23 protein-coding genes are annotated in these 17,124 nt (G+C 76.2%); 9 read left to right on the forward strand and 14 right to left on the reverse strand.

Annotation, left to right across the window (positions count from 1 at the left end; genetic code table 11):
* Positions 1 to 25 precede the first annotated feature (25 nt).
* A complete protein-coding gene (locus FKM96_RS19705; RefSeq protein ID WP_147796671.1) occupies positions 26 to 538 on the forward strand; it encodes a MarR family winged helix-turn-helix transcriptional regulator in 513 nt (170 codons plus the stop codon).
* Between the two features lie 94 nt (positions 539 to 632).
* Here the strand turns inward: FKM96_RS19705 and FKM96_RS19710 are convergent, their stop codons facing one another.
* The 7 genes from FKM96_RS19710 to FKM96_RS19740 form a co-directional block, all read right to left on the reverse strand.
* On the reverse strand, positions 633 to 1,706 hold the full coding sequence (locus FKM96_RS19710) for an alkene reductase (protein ID WP_147796672.1): 1,074 nt from the start codon (positions 1,704 to 1,706) through the stop codon (positions 633 to 635).
* A 76-nt stretch (positions 1,707 to 1,782) separates the two neighbouring features.
* Entirely contained in the window at positions 1,783 to 2,340 is a 558-nt protein-coding gene (locus tag FKM96_RS19715) for a DinB family protein (RefSeq protein WP_147796673.1), read from the reverse strand.
* 56 nt (positions 2,341 to 2,396) lie between these two features.
* Positions 2,397 to 3,161 carry a phosphotransferase gene (locus FKM96_RS19720; protein WP_246855097.1) on the reverse strand — a complete coding sequence of 255 codons (765 nt, stop codon included), beginning with the start codon at positions 3,159 to 3,161 and terminating at the stop codon, positions 2,397 to 2,399.
* Between the two features lie 56 nt (positions 3,162 to 3,217).
* A complete protein-coding gene (locus FKM96_RS19725) occupies positions 3,218 to 4,669 on the reverse strand; it encodes an MATE family efflux transporter (protein WP_147796674.1) in 1,452 nt (483 codons plus the stop codon).
* Between the two features lie 133 nt (positions 4,670 to 4,802).
* Entirely contained in the window at positions 4,803 to 5,243 is a 441-nt protein-coding gene (locus tag FKM96_RS19730; RefSeq protein WP_147796675.1) for a MarR family winged helix-turn-helix transcriptional regulator, read from the reverse strand.
* Positions 5,244 to 5,298: 55 nt separating this feature from the next.
* Complete coding sequence (locus FKM96_RS19735; RefSeq protein WP_147796676.1) at positions 5,299 to 5,700, reverse strand: pyridoxamine 5'-phosphate oxidase family protein; 402 nt, start codon at positions 5,698 to 5,700, stop codon at positions 5,299 to 5,301.
* Between the two features lie 55 nt (positions 5,701 to 5,755).
* Positions 5,756 to 6,292, reverse strand: a complete 537-nt coding sequence (locus tag FKM96_RS19740; RefSeq protein ID WP_147796677.1) for a cysteine hydrolase family protein — start codon at positions 6,290 to 6,292, stop codon at positions 5,756 to 5,758.
* Between the two features lie 49 nt (positions 6,293 to 6,341).
* Here FKM96_RS19740 and FKM96_RS19745 point away from each other — a divergent pair, with 49 nt between their 5' ends.
* Positions 6,342 to 6,719: a DUF2255 family protein gene (locus tag FKM96_RS19745; RefSeq protein ID WP_210417317.1), complete on the forward strand. Its 378-nt coding sequence runs from the start codon at positions 6,342 to 6,344 to the stop codon at positions 6,717 to 6,719.
* A gap of 4 nt (positions 6,720 to 6,723) precedes the next feature.
* Here FKM96_RS19745 and FKM96_RS19750 read toward each other — a convergent pair whose 3' ends face one another.
* From FKM96_RS19750 to FKM96_RS19765, 4 genes are all read right to left on the reverse strand, one after another.
* A complete protein-coding gene (locus tag FKM96_RS19750; protein ID WP_147796679.1) occupies positions 6,724 to 7,749 on the reverse strand; it encodes a diacylglycerol kinase family protein in 1,026 nt (341 codons plus the stop codon).
* A gap of 153 nt (positions 7,750 to 7,902) precedes the next feature.
* Positions 7,903 to 8,550 (reverse strand): helix-turn-helix domain-containing protein, encoded by a 648-nt coding sequence (locus FKM96_RS19755; RefSeq protein ID WP_147796680.1) that lies wholly within the window; start codon positions 8,548 to 8,550, stop codon positions 7,903 to 7,905.
* A 3-nt stretch (positions 8,551 to 8,553) separates the two neighbouring features.
* Positions 8,554 to 8,988: a VOC family protein gene (locus tag FKM96_RS19760; RefSeq protein ID WP_147796681.1), complete on the reverse strand. Its 435-nt coding sequence runs from the start codon at positions 8,986 to 8,988 to the stop codon at positions 8,554 to 8,556.
* 64 nt (positions 8,989 to 9,052) lie between these two features.
* The gene (locus FKM96_RS19765; protein WP_147796682.1) at positions 9,053 to 9,529 is read right to left on the reverse strand and encodes a hypothetical protein; all 477 of its coding nucleotides are present in this window, start codon (positions 9,527 to 9,529) and stop codon (positions 9,053 to 9,055) included.
* A 106-nt stretch (positions 9,530 to 9,635) separates the two neighbouring features.
* Here FKM96_RS19765 and FKM96_RS19770 point away from each other — a divergent pair, with 106 nt between their 5' ends.
* The 4 genes from FKM96_RS19770 (at position 9,636) to FKM96_RS19785 (ending at position 13,547) form a co-directional block, all read left to right on the forward strand.
* Positions 9,636 to 10,340 carry a DUF1361 domain-containing protein gene (locus tag FKM96_RS19770; protein WP_168217057.1) on the forward strand — a complete coding sequence of 235 codons (705 nt, stop codon included), beginning with the start codon at positions 9,636 to 9,638 and terminating at the stop codon, positions 10,338 to 10,340.
* A gap of 88 nt (positions 10,341 to 10,428) precedes the next feature.
* Positions 10,429 to 11,832, forward strand: coding sequence for an MFS transporter (locus tag FKM96_RS19775; RefSeq protein ID WP_147796684.1), 1,404 nt, complete (start codon positions 10,429 to 10,431; stop codon positions 11,830 to 11,832).
* 22 nt (positions 11,833 to 11,854) lie between these two features.
* A complete protein-coding gene (locus FKM96_RS19780; protein WP_147796685.1) occupies positions 11,855 to 12,727 on the forward strand; it encodes an SDR family oxidoreductase in 873 nt (290 codons plus the stop codon).
* A gap of 31 nt (positions 12,728 to 12,758) precedes the next feature.
* Positions 12,759 to 13,547 carry an alpha/beta fold hydrolase gene (locus FKM96_RS19785; protein ID WP_147796686.1) on the forward strand — a complete coding sequence of 263 codons (789 nt, stop codon included), beginning with the start codon at positions 12,759 to 12,761 and terminating at the stop codon, positions 13,545 to 13,547.
* 6 nt (positions 13,548 to 13,553) lie between these two features.
* On the opposite strand, the gene FKM96_RS19790 is transcribed toward FKM96_RS19785, so the two are convergent.
* Both FKM96_RS19790 and FKM96_RS19795 read right to left on the reverse strand, forming a co-directional pair.
* On the reverse strand, positions 13,554 to 13,991 hold the full coding sequence (locus FKM96_RS19790) for a VOC family protein (protein ID WP_147796687.1): 438 nt from the start codon (positions 13,989 to 13,991) through the stop codon (positions 13,554 to 13,556).
* A 38-nt stretch (positions 13,992 to 14,029) separates the two neighbouring features.
* Positions 14,030 to 14,515, reverse strand: coding sequence for an FBP domain-containing protein (locus FKM96_RS19795; RefSeq protein ID WP_147796688.1), 486 nt, complete (start codon positions 14,513 to 14,515; stop codon positions 14,030 to 14,032).
* A gap of 340 nt (positions 14,516 to 14,855) precedes the next feature.
* On the opposite strand from FKM96_RS19795, the gene FKM96_RS19800 reads away from it, so the two are divergent.
* The 3 genes from FKM96_RS19800 (at position 14,856) to FKM96_RS19810 (ending at position 16,098) form a co-directional block, all read left to right on the forward strand.
* Positions 14,856 to 15,299, forward strand: coding sequence for an HIT family protein (locus FKM96_RS19800; RefSeq protein WP_210417318.1), 444 nt, complete (start codon positions 14,856 to 14,858; stop codon positions 15,297 to 15,299).
* An 80-nt stretch (positions 15,300 to 15,379) separates the two neighbouring features.
* Entirely contained in the window at positions 15,380 to 15,787 is a 408-nt protein-coding gene (locus tag FKM96_RS19805) for a nitroreductase family deazaflavin-dependent oxidoreductase (protein WP_147796689.1), read from the forward strand.
* Between the two features lie 80 nt (positions 15,788 to 15,867).
* Positions 15,868 to 16,098, forward strand: coding sequence for a hypothetical protein (locus FKM96_RS19810; protein WP_147796690.1), 231 nt, complete (start codon positions 15,868 to 15,870; stop codon positions 16,096 to 16,098).
* 16 nt (positions 16,099 to 16,114) lie between these two features.
* Here the strand turns inward: FKM96_RS19810 and FKM96_RS19815 are convergent, their stop codons facing one another.
* On the reverse strand, positions 16,115 to 17,032 hold the full coding sequence (locus tag FKM96_RS19815; protein WP_210417319.1) for a serine aminopeptidase domain-containing protein: 918 nt from the start codon (positions 17,030 to 17,032) through the stop codon (positions 16,115 to 16,117).
* Between the last annotated feature and the right edge of the window lie 92 nt (positions 17,033 to 17,124).

The following is a 17,124-nucleotide window of genomic DNA, read 5'->3' on the forward strand; positions in this document are numbered from 1 at the left end:
AATTCGAAACACCTATGATGGCCACATGACCGATCCCGCGTCGCCCACCCTGGATCCCGTCGAGCTCGGCGCGTACTTCGCGCTCATCGAGGTGAGCAGCCTCCTGCGGCACACCGTCGAGCAGCAGCTGCAGGAGGTCGGCGGCCTGAGCTACGTGCAGTTCCAGCTCCTGGCCACGCTCGGTGACGCCCCGGAGGGCAGCCGGCGGATGACGGACCTGGCCGACGGCGTGGTCTACAGCCGCAGCGGCCTGACCTACCAGGCCGGTCTGCTCGAGAAGGCCGGCCTGGTCACGCGCGCGCCGTCGCCGGACGACGAGCGCGGGGTCACGGTGACGATCACCGACGCGGGCCGCGACGTGCTCGCCCGGGTGTTCCCGGGCCACATCGGCGTGGTCCGGGAGCTGCTCGTGGACCCGCTGGACCGCACCGACGTCGAGTCCCTCGCGCGGGTGCTCGGCACCGTGCGGGACCACCTGCGGGCGAACCCGCCGCGCTCGGCGGCGCCGCGGCGCCGGGGGCGGGCGTCCCAGGCCTGACACCGGGGCGGGCGGCCGACCGCGCGAGACCGGCGCCTCGCGGCAGCGCGGCCACAGGGCGCCCGGCCGCGACCGGGCGCCCTGTGGGGACTGGTCAGGCCGCGGCGGTCGGGTAGTCCGTGTACCCCTCGGCGCCGGCGGCGTAGAACGTGGCCGGGTCCGGCGCGTTCTCGCCCAGGTCCTGCGCCCAGCGCGCCACCAGGTCGGGGTTCGCGAGGGCTGCGCGCCCCACGGCGGCGAGGTCGACGACGCCGTCCTCGACCAGGCCGACCGCCTCGTCGCGGGTCGTGTTCACGGCGAAGCCCGAGTTGCCGATCAGCGGCGCGCCGACCCGGCGGCGGACGCCCTGGACCAGGTCGCCGCGCAGGTCGCCGTGCAGCACGTCCAGGAACGCGAGCCCCAGCGGCGCGAGCCCGTCCGCGAGCGCCGCGTAGGTGGCCGCGGTGACCTCGGGGTCGGTCTCGACCGCGCCCTGGATGTCGTGCTCGGGCGACAGGCGGATGCCTGTCCGGTCGGCGCCGATCTCCGCGGCGACGGCGCTGACGACCTCGATCGCGAGCCGCGCCCGGCCCTGGGGGGTGCCGCCGTAGCCGTCGGTCCGCAGGTTGCTGGCGGGGGAGAGGAACTGGTGGATCAGGTAGCCGTTGGCGCCGTGCACCTCGACCGCGTCGAGTCCGGCGTCGACCGCCCGGCGCGCGGCGGCGACGAAGCCGCGGACGACCTCGGCGATCTCCTCGGTGCCGAGGGCGTGCGGCACGGGGTGCGCCGCCTTGCCGGCGGGCGTGCGGATCTCGCCGGGCGCGGCGACGGCGCTGGCCGAGACGACGCGGGCGGCGCCGGTGACGTCGGGGTGCGCGATGCGCCCGCCGTGCATGATCTGCATCGCGATGCGCCCGCCCGCCGCGTGCACGGCGTCGGCGACCCGGGTCCAGCCGGCGGCCTGCTCAGCGGTCTCGATGCCGGGCTGCCCGGTCCAGGTGCGGCCCTCGATCACGGGGTACGTGCCCTCGGTGAGGACGAGGCCCATGCCGGCGCGCTGGCGGTAGTGCTCGACGAGCAGCTCGCCCGGCACCGCCGACTCGCCGGCGCGGAGCCGGGTCAGCGGGGCCATGACGACGCGGTTGGCCAGCGCGACGCGGCCGACGGTGGTGGGGTCGAAGATCTTCACGCACGACCCAGCGCCTCGCACGCGCGCGCTGTTCCGTGACGTGCGCCACCGGCAGGCGCCTCCGCGAGGTCCCGGGTCACTGGCCGACGCGACCGTCGATGCACTCGCGCAGCAGGTCGGCGTGCCCGCAGTGCCGGGCGTACTCCTCGATCCGGTGCACCTGAAGCTCGCGCACCGCGATGCCGTCCGCACCCAGGCGCTCGCCCGGGTCGGGGTGCGCGGCGAGGGCGGTGTCGGTCGCGGCCTGCTCCCGCGCGAGGTCCGCGAACGCCCTCGCGACGAGCGACGGGTCGGGGGCAGCGCCCTCGAAGTCGCCGTCGGCGCTGCCGTACAGCCGGGGCGGCACCGCGCCCGGCGTGATCCAGCCGCGCCAGTCCCGCTCCACCTCGGCCAGGTGCCGGACGAGGCCGAGCAGCGACAGGGTCGACGGCGGGACCGACCGGCGGGCGAGCTGCTCGGCGTCGAGGTCGTCGCACTTCATCAGCAGCGTCGCCCGGTACCGTCCCAGGTAGTCGACGAGCGTCGGCAGCTCCCCGTCGGGGCTCACGCCGTCGCTGTTCCGCGGGTCGTCGGCGGGGTCGACCCACATGTCGGGGTACACGGTCGCCCGGGTCCACCGGGTGGGGCGGTCCATGGCGCCATGGTCGTCCGGTCCGCCGCGGAGGTCGAGGTGTTTCCCGCGGCCCGGGTTCAGCCCTCCTCGCCCGGGGCGGCGAGCCGCGCCGCCCGCGCCTCGACCCACGCGGCGTCGTCGAGGTACAGGTCGACGTGCCCGAGCAGCCGCCCGTCGCCGTCGGCGCGCTCCCGGGTGAACCGCGCGAGCTCACGCAGCCGCACCGCGACGACCGGGACGACGTCGCGCGGCCGGACGTCGCCGTACGCCCGGCACAGCAGCCCGAGCCGGCGCCGGCGCTCGGCCAGGGCGACCGGGACCGCGTCCGCGCCCGCCGGGCCGAGCGGGACCAGCCGGTACGCGAGGTACGCGAGGTCCCAGGTGCGCGGCCCCGGCGCGGCGGTGTCCCAGTCGATCAGCGCCACCAGGCGCCCGTCCCGGAACACCATGTTGTCCGGCGAGGTGTCGCTGTGGCAGACCACCTCGGCGGGCTCGTGCTCCGGGAGCCGCCACGTGGCGCCGGTCCGGTCGAACGACGCCGACGCGTCGTGCACGCGCCGGAGCAGCGCCGCGGCGTCGGCGAGCACGTCGTCGCGCCACACCCACGCCGGCAGCGGGTACGCGGGGACCTCCCCCGGGACGAGGCCGGTGACGTCCCGGCCCCGCTCGTCGACGCCGAGCGGCTCCGGCACCCCGGGGACGCCCGCCGCGCGCAGGTGCGCGAGCAGGCGCTGCACGGTCGGGGTCCAGGGGCCGCCGGCGCGCCGCACGGTGCCGCCCGCACGGACGGCGCCGCCCATGCCGCCGCCGGGGAGCCGGGTCTCGGCGGTCCTCTCGTCCACGCCGCCATCGTCGCGCCGCCCGGACCGGCGCGGCCAGCGCATTCCCGCGGCCGGCCTCACGCAGCCGCAGCCGCGAGCGCCTCCTCGGCGCGCTCCGGGCTGCCCTCCGCCAGCCCGCGGTCGATCGCCCGCCGGGTCGTCAGCAGCAGCACCGCCCCGGCCGCGAGGACCGCGACCTCCGTGACGGTCAGCGCCCAGATGATGCCCGGCAGCCCGAACCAGAGGTTGCCCAGCAGCACGACGGGCACGAACAGCACGCCCTGCGTCACGGACATGACGGTGGCCGCCAGCGCCTGGCCGGTCGCCTGGAACAGCGAGGTGACGAGCCCGGTGAAGCCGTTGGCGATCATCGCGGTCAGCTGCGCCGCCAGGACCGTCGCGCCCAGCGCGAGCACGGAGCGGTCGGTGAGGAACGCGGCCAGCACCGTGTCGCGGAACAGGAACACCACCGTCGAGAACAGCAGGGCGACCCCGCCGACCGCGACGGCCGAGGTCCGCAGCGCCGCGGTGAGCCGCGCCCGGTCGCCCTTGCCGTAGGCGTAGGCGAGCAGCGGCAGCACCCCGAGCGTCACGCCCATGACCAGGAACTCCGGCACCTGGGCGATCCGCACCGCGACGCCCATCGCGGCGAGCGGCCCGTCGCCGTAGCCGGCGGCGAGGTTGTTGAGCACGAGCGCGGTGACGATCAGGAACGCGGACTGCAGCAGGGTGCCGACGCCGACGCCGAGCACGGGCTTGAGCACGCTCGGGGCGACGGTGAACCACCTCGGGGCCAGGCTCATCTGCGTGCTGTTCCGGGTGAGCCACACCGCGAAGTAGCCGACGGACACCAGGTTCGCGAGGCCGACGGCCAGCGCCGCCCCCGCCACGCCGAGGTGCAGGCCGAGGATGAACAGGGCGTCCAGCGCCACGTTGGCGACGGTCGAGGCGACCAGGCCCGTCATCACCTGCCGGGCGGCGCCCTCGGCGCGCACCAGCTGCTCGAGGCAGACGGCCGCGGCGAGGACGGGGACGAACGCGAGCAGGATCGCGACGAACGTCGAGGTCGCGTGCCGCGCCGCCTGGTCCGCCCCGAGCAGCGAGACCACCGGGTCGAGGAGCAGCAGCGCGGTCCCGCCGAGCAGGACGCCCGCGCCGACGGTGCCCCACAGCGCGAACGCGGAGACGCGCCGGATCTCGTCGCCGCGGGCCCCGTCGTGCTCGGCGGCCCCGAGGAGCCGGGACACGAGCGCCCCGCCGCCGACGCCGAAGACGTTCCCGATCGCCATGACCAGCGCGAGCACCGGGGAGCCCAGGGTCACGGCGGCGAGCAGGGCGTCGTCGTGCAGGGAGCCGATGAAGCCGGCGTTGACGACGTTGTAGAGGGCGCCGACGATCATCGCCGCCGCCATGGGCACGCACAGGTGCACGAGGGCGCTGACGACGGGCGCCGAGGAGAGGAACCACCGGTCGGTGCCGGGGGCGTCTGCCGGGGTGGCGGCATCGGGGGTTGGGGTCGTGGTGCGCATGGCTGCTCCGTTTCAGGGCAGGGCGAAGCGCGCGGCGGACGCCGCGTGGGTGCGTGGGGGTGGAGGAGGCGCGCGAGGGCGTGGGGTGCCGCCGCGCGGACGGGCCGCGCGGTGGGGACGGGTCAGGAGGCTGTCAGTCCCGCGTCGGGCGGGGGAGTGCGGCCGTGACCTTGTGGAGCAGGGCGTGCAGGGTCGCACGCTCCTCCGGGTCGAGCGGGGCCAGGAGCATGTCGTCGGCCGCCTCGACCGCGGCGGCGAAGCCCGCCACGAGCTCGGCGCCCTCGGGCGTGGCGTGCACGCGCTTGCTGCGCTCGTCGCCCGGCTCGGTGCGGCGCTCGACCAGGCCGCGCGCCTCCAGGCCCTTGAGCAGGCTCGAGACGCTCGCGGCGCTGGTCCGGGTGATCGCGGCGATGTCGCGCTGGATGGCCCCGGGGTTCTGCGCCAGGTAGCCGAGGACGAAGGCCTGCTCGTGGCTGAGCCCGCGGGTGCGGACCCAGTCCTCGCCGGCCTTGCGCTGGGCCCAGCCGATCCAGCGGACCAGGTCGAGGGTCGTGGTGAGCTCGGGCGCGTCCATGTGCAGAAACCTAAGTGTTAGGCCTCTAACTGTCAACCGTCGAACTGAGGGCGGCTCAGGCGAGGTCGCGCGAGGACATCACCCGGTCGACCGCGACCCGCAGCACGACCCGCTCGACGGCGGGGTTCGGCGGGCGGTACCGCTGCTCGTAGCGGCGCAGCGCCTCGGCGATCTCGGCGGGGTCGTCGGCGACCTCCACCGTGCCCTCGAGCGTGAGCCAACGGCGGCCGTCGACCTGGCACAGCACCGCGCGTCCCGGGCCGTCGGCGCCGCCGCGGCGCGCGTTCACGGCCTTCTGGGTCGTCGGCTTCGTGGTCACGCGCGCCACGCCCGCCTCCGCGTCCCAGGTGAACGCGACGGGCACGACGTGCGGGCTGCCGTCGGCACGCAGGGTGGTGAGCGTCGCGAGGTGGCGCTCCGTGACGAACGCGAGCCGGGCGGGGGAGAGGCGGAGCACGCGGGGAAGCGTACGGGGCGGGCGCCGCGGCGGCGCGCCCGTGGCCCCGGCCCCGCTAGGCGAGGACGACGCGGTCGTGCGGCACTGCCGCGTACCGCCGCCCGGGATAGCGCAGGCCGCGGAAGTACATCGTGGTGTGCGCGACGATCTGCTCCCCGGAGATCCGCACGCCGTCGTACTCCGCGTCGGTCGTCGTGTGCGCGTCGCTCACCAGGGTCACGTCGAACCCGCGGACCGCCGCCGACTGGGTGGTCGTGCGGATGCAGTAGTCGCTCTGCGCCCCCGCGACCACGAGGTGCGTCGCGCCCAGCCCCGCCAGCACCCCGGCGAGGTCGGTGCCGGCGAACGAGTCGCGGTACGTCTTGCCCACCACCGGCTCGTCGTCGCGGCGCGCCAGCGGCGGTGCCAGCCGCCAGTCGGGGGAGCCGACCTCGAAGGCGCCGTGGTCCTGCACCCACACCACCGGGACGCCCTCGGCCCGGGCTCGGTCGACGAGCGCCGCGGTCCGGGTGAGGACGCCGGCGGCGTCGACGCAGCCGTCCAGGACGCCGGTCTGCAGGTCGATGACGAGGAGGGCGGTGCGCGCGGTCACGCGGGCATGCTGCCAGACGCGCGGCCCCGCCCGGGCGCAGACTGGTCCCGTGGTGGACGAGGCGGGATGGACGGCGGACGAGCTCGACCGCCTGGGGCGCGCCCAGGAGCTCGAGGTGGCGGCCGAGCGACGCGACGGCACGCACCGCCCCTGGACCCCGATCTGGGTGGTCGTCGCCGACGGGCGCGTGTACGTGCGCACGTGGGTGCGCCGGGACACCGGGTGGTACGGCGCCGCGGTGGCGGCGGGCCGGGCGCGGGTGCGCGTCCCGGGGCTCACGGCGGACGTCGCGGTCGTCGACGTCGGGGCGAGGGCGCCCGACGGCGTGACGGCGGCGTACCGGGCGAAGTACAGCGGGACCGGGGCGGACTCGGTGGTGACGCCCTCCGCCGTCGACAGCACGCTGCGCCTGGACCCGCGCCGCTGACCCCCTACCGCCCGAGCCGCTCCGAGCCCTCGGACAGGTCCGCGCTGCGCTCGGGGCGCGGCACGCACAGCTCCAGGGCCCGCGGCCGCACGGTCACGGTGAGCGTGCGGCCCGGGTCGATGACGTCTCCGTCGACCTGCCGCCGCTGCTCCCGGTCGCTGACCACCCGGATGCGCTCGGCGCGCAGCACGTCCAGGTGCGCGACCCGGTGGGGGTGCCGGAGCACGCCCCAGGCGGTCTGGACCCAGTGCCCGATCGTGCGCGGGGCGAGGACCGCGACGTCCATCTGCCCGTTGTCGGGCTCGGCGTCGGCGAGCAGCCGCACGCCGCCCTGGAGCCGGCCGACGTTGCCGATGAGCACCGAGCGGGCCCGGCGGCGCACCGGGGGCCGGTCGTCGAGGTGGATCTCGAGGTGCATGCTGCGGTCGCGCAGGTGCTTCAGGGCGGACAGCACGTAGGCGACGGAGCCGGCCTTGGCCTTGAGCGCGGTGGAGGCGTCGTCGAGCAGGGCGGCGTCGAACCCCATGCCGGCCATCACCGCGAAGGTCCGGCCGTCCGCCTCGCCGACGTCGATGCGCCGGCGCCCGTGCTCGATGACGATCTGCACGGCGGCGGCCGGGTCGTCCGGCACGCCGAGGTTCGCGGCGAGCAGGTTGCCGGTGCCGGCGGGCAGCACCGCGAGGGCGACGTCCGTGCCGGCGAGGCCCTCGACGCAGGACCGCACGGTGCCGTCGCCGCCGCAGGCGAACACGACCTGCGCGCCGTCCGCGACGGCCTGCCGCGCCTGCCCGGCGCCCGGGTCCTCCGCGGTGGTCTCGACCCACTCGGGCAGCGGCCACCCGGCCTCGGTCAGCGCGGCCTCGACCGCCGCTCGCCGCTCCTCCAGCCCGTCGACCCGCACGGGGTTGTAGACGACGACCGAGCGCAGCGGCCCGGCGTCGCGGGCGAGCGAGGTGTCGGCGGGGTAGCCGTCGCCGTCGGGCGCGTCGGGGGTCGCGTCGGCGGGGCCGGTCGTGCCGGTCGAGTTCATGGCGCTCATACTTCCGTCCAGCAGCGGGGCACGCCTGCCGTCCGGCAGCGTGCGGTCACGACCCGCAGTGGACCACGGCACACACGCTCCGGCGCGCCGAGCGGCCCGCCGGCGCGCGTCGGCCCCGGGCACGCGACCGCGGCGTGGCGCCGCTCAGGCCGCCAGGTGGAACGTCCGCGCGAACCGGTCGAGCAGGTCGCCCGGCCCGCGGAGCACCTCGACCACCCCGGACGCGATCGCGCCCGCGGGGTCGAGCTCGCCCGAGATCAGCCGCCGGATCCCGGGACCCGTCGCGAACGCGAGGTCGGCCGACGCGGTGCCGTCGCCGGGCGCCACGGCCAGCGCCGGGCCGTCGACCCGGACGAGCAGGTCGGCCGGCCCGACGCGCGCGGCGTAGGCGGTCGGCGGCAGCGCCGCGGCGACCTCCGGGCGGAACGCCGTGCGGAGGGCGACCGTCAGGGAGTCGGGCGTGACGACCTGCCCCTCGCGCGGCTCGCCCAGCGCCTTGAAGCCCCACGCCCCGAGCGCGAGGACGACGGGCTCGAGCTCGCGCCCGTACGGCGTGAGCTCGTAGACGATCACCCGGGACCGGGGCGCCCGCCGGATCACCCCGGCCTCCTGCAGCTCCTTGAGCCGCGCCGCCAGGACGTTGCTCGGGATGCGGGGGAGCCCCGCGGCGAGCTCGCCGTAGCGGCGCGGCCCCACGAGCAGGTCGCGCACGACGAGCAGCGCCCAACGCTCGCCCACGAGCTCCAGCCCGCGGGTGACGCCGCAGTACTGCCCGTAGTCGCGCGCGGCCATCGCTCAGGCCTGCTGGTCCGCCACGGCCGCGGGGCCGTTCGCGGCGGCGACCGGGTCCATCCAGCCGAACTCGAGCAGGTTCCCGTCGGGGTCCGCGATCTGGCGCTGGTACATGAAGCCGTAGTCCGCGGCGGGCCGCTCCTCCACGCCGCCCGCGCCCTGGCCCCGGGCGATCGTGCCGTCCACCGCGGCGCGGCTGTCGAGGAAGATCGCGGTCGTCGCGGACACCGTCGTCGACGGGTCGCCGACGGGGCGGTCGCTGAACGTCTGGAAGTAGTCGCGCGTGACGAGCATGAAGTACCCGTGGTCCTCCTCGACGACGACGCACGCGGCGTTGTGGTCGGTGAACTGCGGGTTGACGGTGAACCCGAGCGCCTCGTAGAACGCCTTCGCGCGCTCGAGGTCGGTCACCGGCAGGTTGACGAAGATCGCGGACATGGTGCTCTCCCTCGGACGCGGCTGACTGTGACCCGCACCACACTTGCAAAAAGCAAGTGCGGCGTCAAGACCGGGGGGAGACGGTCTCGGCCCGCTCGAGCCGGCGGTCCGCCGCGAGGGAGACGAGGACGAGCGCGGCCTGCTGGAGGAGCCAGCCCCCGAGCGGGATCGGCACCGGCAGGAGCAGGGCGAGCGCCCGCGACCCCACGACGAGCGTCACCAGCCCCGCGCCGACCAGCTGCCACCAGATGCGCGACCGCGCGGGGGCGGGGAACAGCGCGCCCACGACGACGCGCAGCCCGACCGCCCACACCACGGCGGCCGCGGCGCCCCCGCCGAGCAGGACCGCGACGGCCGGTCCCAGGTCGATGACGTCCGCCTTCCCGGGGCCGGCGGCCGCGCCGGCGAGCCTGCCCACCACCTCGTAGGCGAGGAGAGCGACCGCGGACGCGAGGACCGGTGCGAGCGCGACGACGGCCGTCCGCCGCGGCCCGCGGTCGGGCGGGGGCGGCGGCGGCGCGGGGACCTGCTCGGGCGTCATGCGGCACACCGTAGCGACGGCGGCCGGCGCCGCGGGGGCGTTCCGCGGACCGACCTGCCGGGTCGTCCGGCACGATGGGCGAGGTCGGACTGGCGGAGGGGGACACGTGCTGCTGCAGGACACGGTGCTGGGCATCGTCGGGATGAACGCGCTCGCCCTGCTGCTGGTGGTCGCGCGGGCGCCGCTGTTCCGGACGCGGCTGTACCGGCCGATGCTGCTGAACATCGGCCTGTCGATCGCGCCGGTCGTCGTCCTCGGGGCGGGCGTCCTGGCGGTGGCGCTGCTGCTCGCCGCCGGTGCGCCGCGGGCCGTGGGCGTGGCCGCGGAGGTCGCGGTCGTCCTGGTGTGGCTGCTGCTGCTGCCCAACGCCGGGTACCTCGTCACCGAGCTGAACCAGTCCCACCGCAAGCCGGGGGAGCGCGTCCCCGAGTGGTACGACATCCTCCTCGTGCTGTCGTTGGCGATGTCCGGCGTGCTGAACATGCTGATCAACGTGTTCTTCGTCCAGCTCGCGTACGTGGCGCTGCGGTTCGACGACGTGGACGGGCTGCAGTCCGCCGAGGTGCGTTGGTTGACGGTGGCGGTGCTGCTCCTCGCGGCCTTCGGCATCTACCTGGGCCGGAACATCCGGGTGAACAGCTGGGACGTCCTGCGGCCGTGGCGGCTCGTCGCGCGGGTCGTGGCCCACCTGCGCGCACCCGGCCGGCTCGCCGAGGCAGGCGCGTTCACCGTCGTGTGCGGGGCGTTCTTCGGGCTCATGCAGCTCGTCGTCGTCGGGCCGCTCGTCGGCGCCGTCGTCGCGCTCGGCTAGGGCGCGCCCGCGCACGCACCGCCCTGCGCCCCGGGCCGGTGCGCACGCCACGCCGCCGCTGTCGGTGCCCGCCCGTACGGTGAGCGCCATGCGCCGGGCTGCCGTCGTCGTGCTCTGCCTGACCCAGTTCGTCGACGTGCTGGGCGTCACCAGCGCGACCACGGCGATCCCCGCGATCCTCGAGGGCCTGGACGCGGACGAGGCGGCCGCCGGTCCGCTCGCCACGACCTACGCGATGTTCTTCGGCGGCCTGCTCGTCGTGGGCGCCCGGCTCGGCGACCGGTACGGGCACCGCCGGGTGCTCGCCGTCGGACTCGTCGCGTTCATGGCCGTGTCCCTCGTCGGCGGGCTCGCGGCCTCCGTGCCGCAGGTGCTGGCGGCCCGGGCCCTGCAGGGGGCGGCCGCGGCGGCGTCGGTGCCGTCGGCGCTGCGGCTGCTGCTGCACGTCACGCCGGGGGAGGCGGAGCGCCGCTCCGCCCTGGCGGCGTGGAGCGCCGCGGGGGCAGCGGCCGGCGCGGCCGGGTTCGTCGTCGGCGGCCTGCTCGTCGACGCCTGGGACTGGCGGGCCGTGTTCTGGGTCAACGCGCCGGTCGGGGCGGCTCTCCTGCTCGCTCTGCTGACGACCGTCCCCGAGCTCCCGCGGGGCGGGGACCGGCCGCGGGTCGACCTGGTGGGCGCCGCGCTGCTCCTGGTGGCGGTGACGTGCGTCGTGGCGGGGGCAGCCCGGGCCGAGCAGGGCGGCGCGCGCGGGACGGCGCTCATGACCGCGGCCGGTCTCGCCGCGTGCGGCCTCGTCGCCGGCGCAGGGTTCGTCCTGCGGGTGCGCCGGGCGCGCGACCCGTTGATCCCGCTGGCGGCGGCCCGGTCGGTCGAGCTGCGGCACGGGACCGTGCTGTCGTTCGTGAACACGGCCACCACCAGCAGCGCGGGCGTCGTGGCGACGCTCGTGCTCCAGGACGACCTCGGGCAGTCGGCGCTCGGCGCCGGGACGACGCTGCTGACGCTCAGCGTGCTCGTCGTCGTCGGATCGGCGGCGGCGAGGCCGCTGCTCGGGCGGGTGGCCGCGCGGTACGCGGCGGCGGCGGGACTCGCGGTGATCGCGACGGGCGACCTGGTGCTCGTCCTCGTCGGCGGCACCCGGCTCGGGGTCGCCTGCGGGGCCGGGGTGCTCGGGCTCGGGCTCGGGGTGGCGTCGGTCGCCGCGACGCACCTCGGGACCACGGTGCCCGCCTCGCTCGCGGGCAGCGCGAGCGGCGTGCTCAACACCGGAGCCCAGCTCGGCACCGCGATCGGCACCGCGCTGGTGGTCCTCGTCGCGGCGCTCGCCTCGCCCGCCTGGGGGTGGGGGAGCGCGGCCGCCCTGGCGGCCGTCACCGCGGGCTGGGTGGCGTGGTCGGCGCGGTGCGCGGGCGCGGAGGGGCCGACGCCGACGGAAGTCGACCCCGGCGCGACTCCCGGGCCGCGGACGCTCGGGCGCCGGGAATCCCGTTGACCCGCCTCGGTACGGTCGCGGGATGCACCTCGACGAGCTCCCGCTGGCCAACCGCACCGCGCTCGTGACGGGCGTGTCCCGCCGCCAGGGCATCGGGTACGCCGTCGCCCGCGAGCTGGGACGCCTCGGCGCCAGCGTCTTCACGCACGACTACGCGCCGCACGACGCGGACCAGCCCTGGGGCGGCGACGACCTCGACGCGGTGGCCGCGGGCGTCCGGGACGGGCTCAGGGGCGAGGCCGTCGCGGGTCGCGCGAGCGCGGACCTGCGCGACCCCGCCGAGGTCGACGCGCTGTTCGCCGCGGCCCGCGGCCTGACCGGCACCGTCGACGTGCTGGTGTGCAACCACGCGCGCAGCGGCGGGGACGGCTCGATCCTCGACATGACGCCGGAGGCGCTCGACGCGTTCTGGCAGACGAACACCCGGTCGACGATCCAGCTCACGCAGCGGTTCGCGCGCCAGTTCGTGCCGCCGTCCGCGGGCACGCGCCCGGGCGAGCGGCACGCGCGAACCGCGCCGGCCGACCCCGAGCGCGCCCCGAAGGTCGTCTGGATGACCTCCGGGCAGCAGCACGGGCCCATGCGCGGCGAGGTGGCATACGCGGCGTCCAAGGCCGCGCTCGCCGGGGTGACGGCCACGGTGGCGGCCGAGCTGCTGGATCTCGGCATCGTGCTCAACACGGTGAACCCGGGCCCGGTGAACACGGGGTACCTCGATCCCGGGTCGACAGACCGCCCGCTGGCGGAGCTCGACGCGCTCCGCGCGGCGACGCCGTTCGGGCGGTGGGGCGATCCCACCGACCCCGCGCGGCTCATCGGCTGGCTGGTGAGCCCGGCCGGGTCGTGGGTCGTCGGGCAGGTGCTGACGTCGGACGGCGGCTTCGGGCTCCAGTGACGGTGTCGGCTCCGGCCGCTACGGTGCGCCGGTGAACGTCGTCGAGCACGGGACCGGGACGCCGCTCGTCCTCCTGCACGGCTTCGGCCTCGACCACCGCGTGCTGCTGCCGCTGGACCCGGTCCTCGAGGCGGCCGGCGGGTGGCGGCGGCTCTACGTGGACCTGCCCGGCGCCGGCGGAACCCCCGTCGGGGACGTCGCGAGCACGCAGGACGTGGTCGCGGCCGTGGAGGACGAGCTGGAGCGCCGGATCGGCGACGAGCCGTTCGCGGTGCTCGGGCAGTCGTTCGGCGGCATGGTCGCGCGGCAGGTCGCGCACGACCTCCGGCCCCGGGTGCTGGGGCTGGCGACCGTCGCGGGCGTGTTCGTCGCCGAGCACGCCCGCCGGGACGTCCCGCCCGCCACCGTGCTGCGCGCCGACCCGGCCGCGCTCGCGCTGGCCGGCGAGGCCGCGGCGGACTACGCCGAGGGCGCCGTCGTGCAGTCCGAGGCGCACGTCCGGGCCTTCCTCGAGCACGTCCGGCCGGGCCTGCTCGCCGCCGACACGCGGGCGCTCGCGCGGATCGCCGCGCGGTACGCCCTGGACCGCGAGCCGGAGGACGTGGACCCGGAGCCGTTCACGGCACCGGGCCTGGTGCTGACCGCGCGGCAGGACCACGTCGTCGGCTACGAGGACGCGTGGGCGCGCCGGTCGCACTACCCGAGGACCACGTTCGTCGTGCTCGACGCGGCGGGGCACGACGTGCAGCTGGAGCAGCCGGCCGTGACGGCGGCGCTCGTCGCCGACTGGCTCGCGCGGATGCGGGCCGACGCGGGCTGACCCGCGTCAGCCCCGGCGCAGGTCCTGGGCGAGCATCACGATGATGCCGCTCGGCCCGCGCACGTACGTCAGCCGGTAGGCGTCCTCGTACGTCGCGATCCCGCGCAGCGGGTGGCAGCCGTGCCGCGCGGCCGTCGCCAGCGCGGCGTCGAGGTCGTCGACCGAGAACGCCACCCGGTGCATCCCGATCTCGTTCGGGAGCGTCGGCTCGGTCTCGATCGCGTGGGGGTGCAGGTACTCGAACAGCTCGAGCCGCCCGTGGCCGTCCGGCGTGCCGAGCATCGCGATCCGGGCGTGGTTCCCGTCGAGACCGACGGCGGTGTCCGCCCAGTCGCCGCTGACCTCGTCCCGGCCGAGCACCTCCAGGCCCAGGTCGGTGAAGAAGGCGATCGTCGCGTCCAGGTCCCGGACGGCGATCCCGACGTTCTCGAGCGCGATCGGCATGCGCCGCACGGTACGCCCGTGCGGCGCACGCCGGAGGCTCAGCCGCGGGCGACCGCGGCCACGAACCGCGCGCTGTGCTCCTGCACCGCCGCGACCCGCCGGGCGACCACCGCGGCGGCGTCCTCCCCGGCCTCGACGATCGTCGGCCGGCGGCGGGCGTTGCGGGAGCACGCGAAGTCGGCGCAGATCAGGGTGCCGATGGTGTCACCGTTCCGCCCGGCCGGGCCGGCCAGCTTCGCCACGAACAGGGCCACCTCGTTGGTCGCGACGACGTCCTCGCACCAGGTGCACACGGCGCTGCGGCGGGTGGCGCCGTCGGAGGCGCGCAGCACCATGCCGGTCGGGCGGTCGTCGACGCGGGTGACGACGTAGGCGCGGCGGGGGTTCTTGGGGTCCGTCCAGCCCAGGTAGTCCAGGCGATCCCAGTCGAGGGACGCCAGGTCGGGCAGCACGGCCTGCGCCGCGTCGCGGCGGGAGCAGTTGACGAAGGAGGCACGGATCTCGGGCACGGTCAGGGCACGCATGGTGGAGCTCGCTCTCGGAGAGGGGGAGCGCCCGGCGCGGTCAGGGCCGCGCGGGCACGGGGCAGCGCCGTCGCGGGGGACCGGGACGCGCACCCGTGCGGGTGGGTCGGTCCGGCGCGACGGCGGGGGACCCGTCACACAAGGTGGCCGTGTCGGCCGACCCCGCTCCCTGCGGACATCCGCTGGCTCCTCGTGCTCCTGCGGCCGCGGCGGTTCGCGCGGCGCACTCCCGCCGAGCATGGACCACGGAGCGCGGGATCGTCGCGCCCTTTTGTCGCTCGGCCCTGCAAGCCTGCGGCCCTCGTGCTGCAGACCACGCCGAGCGCACTAGCATCACGGCGTGAGCGACCAGGCAGCCCCGTCAGAGGACTGCGTGTTCTGCGGGATCGTCGCCGGCGTGGTCCCGTGCGCGAAGGTGGCCGAGGACGAGACGACCTTCGCTTTCATGGACATCGACCCCGGTTCCGACGGCCACCTCCTCGTGATCCCCAAGAGGCACAGCGCCGACCTGTTCGACATCCCCGCGGAGGACCTGGCCGCGACCGTGCTCGCCGCGCGGCGGATCGCCGGGGGAGTGCGTGCCGCGCTCGGCGCCGTCGGGGTCAACCTGCTCAACTGCAGCGGCCCGGAGTCCTGGCAGACGGTCTTCCACTTCCACCTGCACGTCATCCCGCGGTACCGGGACCGGAGCAGGGACCGGATGACGCTGCCGTTCGCACCGGGCCGTCCCGCGGACGCGGACGCGATCGCCGAGCGCGCGCGGGCCGTGGCGGCGGCGCTCTGAGCCCGCCGGCCGCTGCAACGGGGCGGAAGCCCGGGCCGGTCATGCTTGTTGAACACGAGAGAACTCGGGAAGAGGCACCCATGAACGACTGGAACACGAGCATCATCGAGGAGTTCCGCGCCCACGACGGCAGGGTGGGCGGCCGGTTCGAGGGGTCGCCCCTGCTCCTGCTGCACACCACGGGCGCGAGGTCGGGACAGGAGCGCGTGAACCCGGTGATTTACCGGGACCTCGGCGAGGGTCGGGTGGCCGTGTTCGCGTCGTACGCCGGGCTGGACGTGAACCCCGCGTGGTTCCACAACCTGGTGGCGGAGCCGCGCGTGTCCGCCGAGATCGGCACCGGGAGGCGGGAGTTCGTGGCGCGGGTGGCCTCGGGGGAGGAGCGCAGGGCGATCTGGGAGCAGCAGAAGGCCGCGTACCCCGGGTTCGCCGGGTACGAGGCGAAGACGACCCGGGAGATCCCCGTGGTCGTGCTCGACCCGCGCTGACGCACCGGCGGTGGACGGGGGGGCGAGGTCGATCGCGCAACCAGGCTCCTGGCCGGGGCGACGTCGCTAGGCTCGACGGCATGGAGTCCGCAGCGAAGAAGCCGTGGTGGCAGATGACCCGCACGCCCGCGACCGGGTTCTGGCTGGGCGGGCTCTGGCTGGTGTTCTCGGTGAGCCGGTGGTGGTCGCTCGAGCCGAGCGGCAGCTGGGTCGGGCCTGCCTCGGGGACGCTGTTCACGCTGCTCGGCGCGAGCTACCTCGCGAGCGCGACCGCCGACCTCCGCCGTCGGCGCACCGTCGCCGCGGGGTGACGGCGGGGCGGCGCGGTCACGGGGTCGACAGCAGGCCGAACCGGCCCCGCGACGACCGCAGGTCCGCGGCCACCGCGGGCCACGCGGTCGGGTCGACACCGAGCCGGGTCCGCAGCCACGCGGTGGTCACGCGCTGCACGAGCCGGACCCGTTCCGGGCTGGCGTCGGTCGTCTCGGCTACCTCGTGCCCGACGATCCCGCCCAGGGAGTGCTCGCCGCCGACCAGGGTGAGCAGCGCGTCAGCGCCCGGGCTGAGGCGGTAGGCGTCGGTGAACCAGTCGGGTCCGCGGCTGGACAGAGCCGAGCGGTCGGCGTCACCCGCGACCACGAGCGTCGGGGTCGTCAGGTGCCCGTACGCGGGGCGCATGAACGGCAGGTGCTCCGCGGCGAACGGGGTGAGGCTGTCGCCGGTGCCCGTCGCGGCGAGCAGGATCCCCGCGCGCACCCGCGGGTCGGCGAACCGCTCCTCGGTGGCGCCGTCGGGGCTCAGCACGCCGGCGCCGAGCAGGGTGCCCGCGGTCTGCGCGCCCCAGGAGTGCCCCGCGACCGCGATCCGCTCCCGGTCGACCCGCTCGACCAGCCCGGGGACGGCCGCCACCACCTGGTCGAGGTGGTCCAGCACCGCCGTGAGGTCCGCGATGCGCCATCGCCAGATGTCCGCGAAGCCGGGGTCGTCGTGACCGAGGCCCCGGGAGCGCGAGTCGAGGTGCGTGGGCTGGACGACGACGAAGCCCTGACCGGCCCAGTGCTCGGCGAGCGGTGCGTAGCCGTCCATCGACCAGCCGTTGCCGTGGGACAGGACGACGACGGGGAGGCGGTCGCCGCGCAGAGGAGCGGTGACCCGGACGCGCAGAGGATCGGGGCGGCCCTCGGCCGGGACCTCGACCGGCTTGACCGAGCTGATGGGCGTCGCGGGGATCGTGCTGGTGGTCACGGCGATGGCCTTTCGACGGAGACGACGATCTGGCACACTGAACCATGCGGAACAGTGTTCCGGTAGACCATATGGAACCATGTTCCGGTTAG

The sequence above is a fragment of the Cellulomonas sp. Y8 genome (genome assembly GCF_008033115.1).
GTDB lineage: Bacteria > Actinomycetota > Actinomycetes > Actinomycetales > Cellulomonadaceae > Cellulomonas.

What these genes read in the sequence shown, in the direction of transcription:
- FKM96_RS19705 (WP_147796671.1), top strand. Translation starts at nt 26, where the DNA reads ATGACCGATCCCGCGTCGCCCACCCTGGATCCCGTCGAGCTCGGCGCG.
- FKM96_RS19715 (WP_147796673.1), bottom strand. Translation starts at nt 2,340, where the DNA reads ATGGACCGCCCCACCCGGTGGACCCGGGCGACCGTGTACCCCGACATG.
- FKM96_RS19725 (WP_147796674.1), bottom strand. Translation starts at nt 4,669, where the DNA reads ATGCGCACCACGACCCCAACCCCCGATGCCGCCACCCCGGCAGACGCC.
- FKM96_RS19730 (WP_147796675.1), bottom strand. Translation starts at nt 5,243, where the DNA reads ATGGACGCGCCCGAGCTCACCACGACCCTCGACCTGGTCCGCTGGATC.
- FKM96_RS19750 (WP_147796679.1), bottom strand. Translation starts at nt 7,749, where the DNA reads ATGAACTCGACCGGCACGACCGGCCCCGCCGACGCGACCCCCGACGCG.
- FKM96_RS19755 (WP_147796680.1), bottom strand. Translation starts at nt 8,550, where the DNA reads ATGGCCGCGCGCGACTACGGGCAGTACTGCGGCGTCACCCGCGGGCTG.
- FKM96_RS19760 (WP_147796681.1), bottom strand. Translation starts at nt 8,988, where the DNA reads ATGTCCGCGATCTTCGTCAACCTGCCGGTGACCGACCTCGAGCGCGCG.
- FKM96_RS19765 (WP_147796682.1), bottom strand. Translation starts at nt 9,529, where the DNA reads ATGACGCCCGAGCAGGTCCCCGCGCCGCCGCCGCCCCCGCCCGACCGC.
- FKM96_RS19775 (WP_147796684.1), top strand. Translation starts at nt 10,429, where the DNA reads ATGCGCCGGGCTGCCGTCGTCGTGCTCTGCCTGACCCAGTTCGTCGAC.
- FKM96_RS19780 (WP_147796685.1), top strand. Translation starts at nt 11,855, where the DNA reads ATGCACCTCGACGAGCTCCCGCTGGCCAACCGCACCGCGCTCGTGACG.
- FKM96_RS19790 (WP_147796687.1), bottom strand. Translation starts at nt 13,991, where the DNA reads ATGCCGATCGCGCTCGAGAACGTCGGGATCGCCGTCCGGGACCTGGAC.
- FKM96_RS19795 (WP_147796688.1), bottom strand. Translation starts at nt 14,515, where the DNA reads ATGCGTGCCCTGACCGTGCCCGAGATCCGTGCCTCCTTCGTCAACTGC.
- FKM96_RS19805 (WP_147796689.1), top strand. Translation starts at nt 15,380, where the DNA reads ATGAACGACTGGAACACGAGCATCATCGAGGAGTTCCGCGCCCACGAC.
- FKM96_RS19810 (WP_147796690.1), top strand. Translation starts at nt 15,868, where the DNA reads ATGGAGTCCGCAGCGAAGAAGCCGTGGTGGCAGATGACCCGCACGCCC.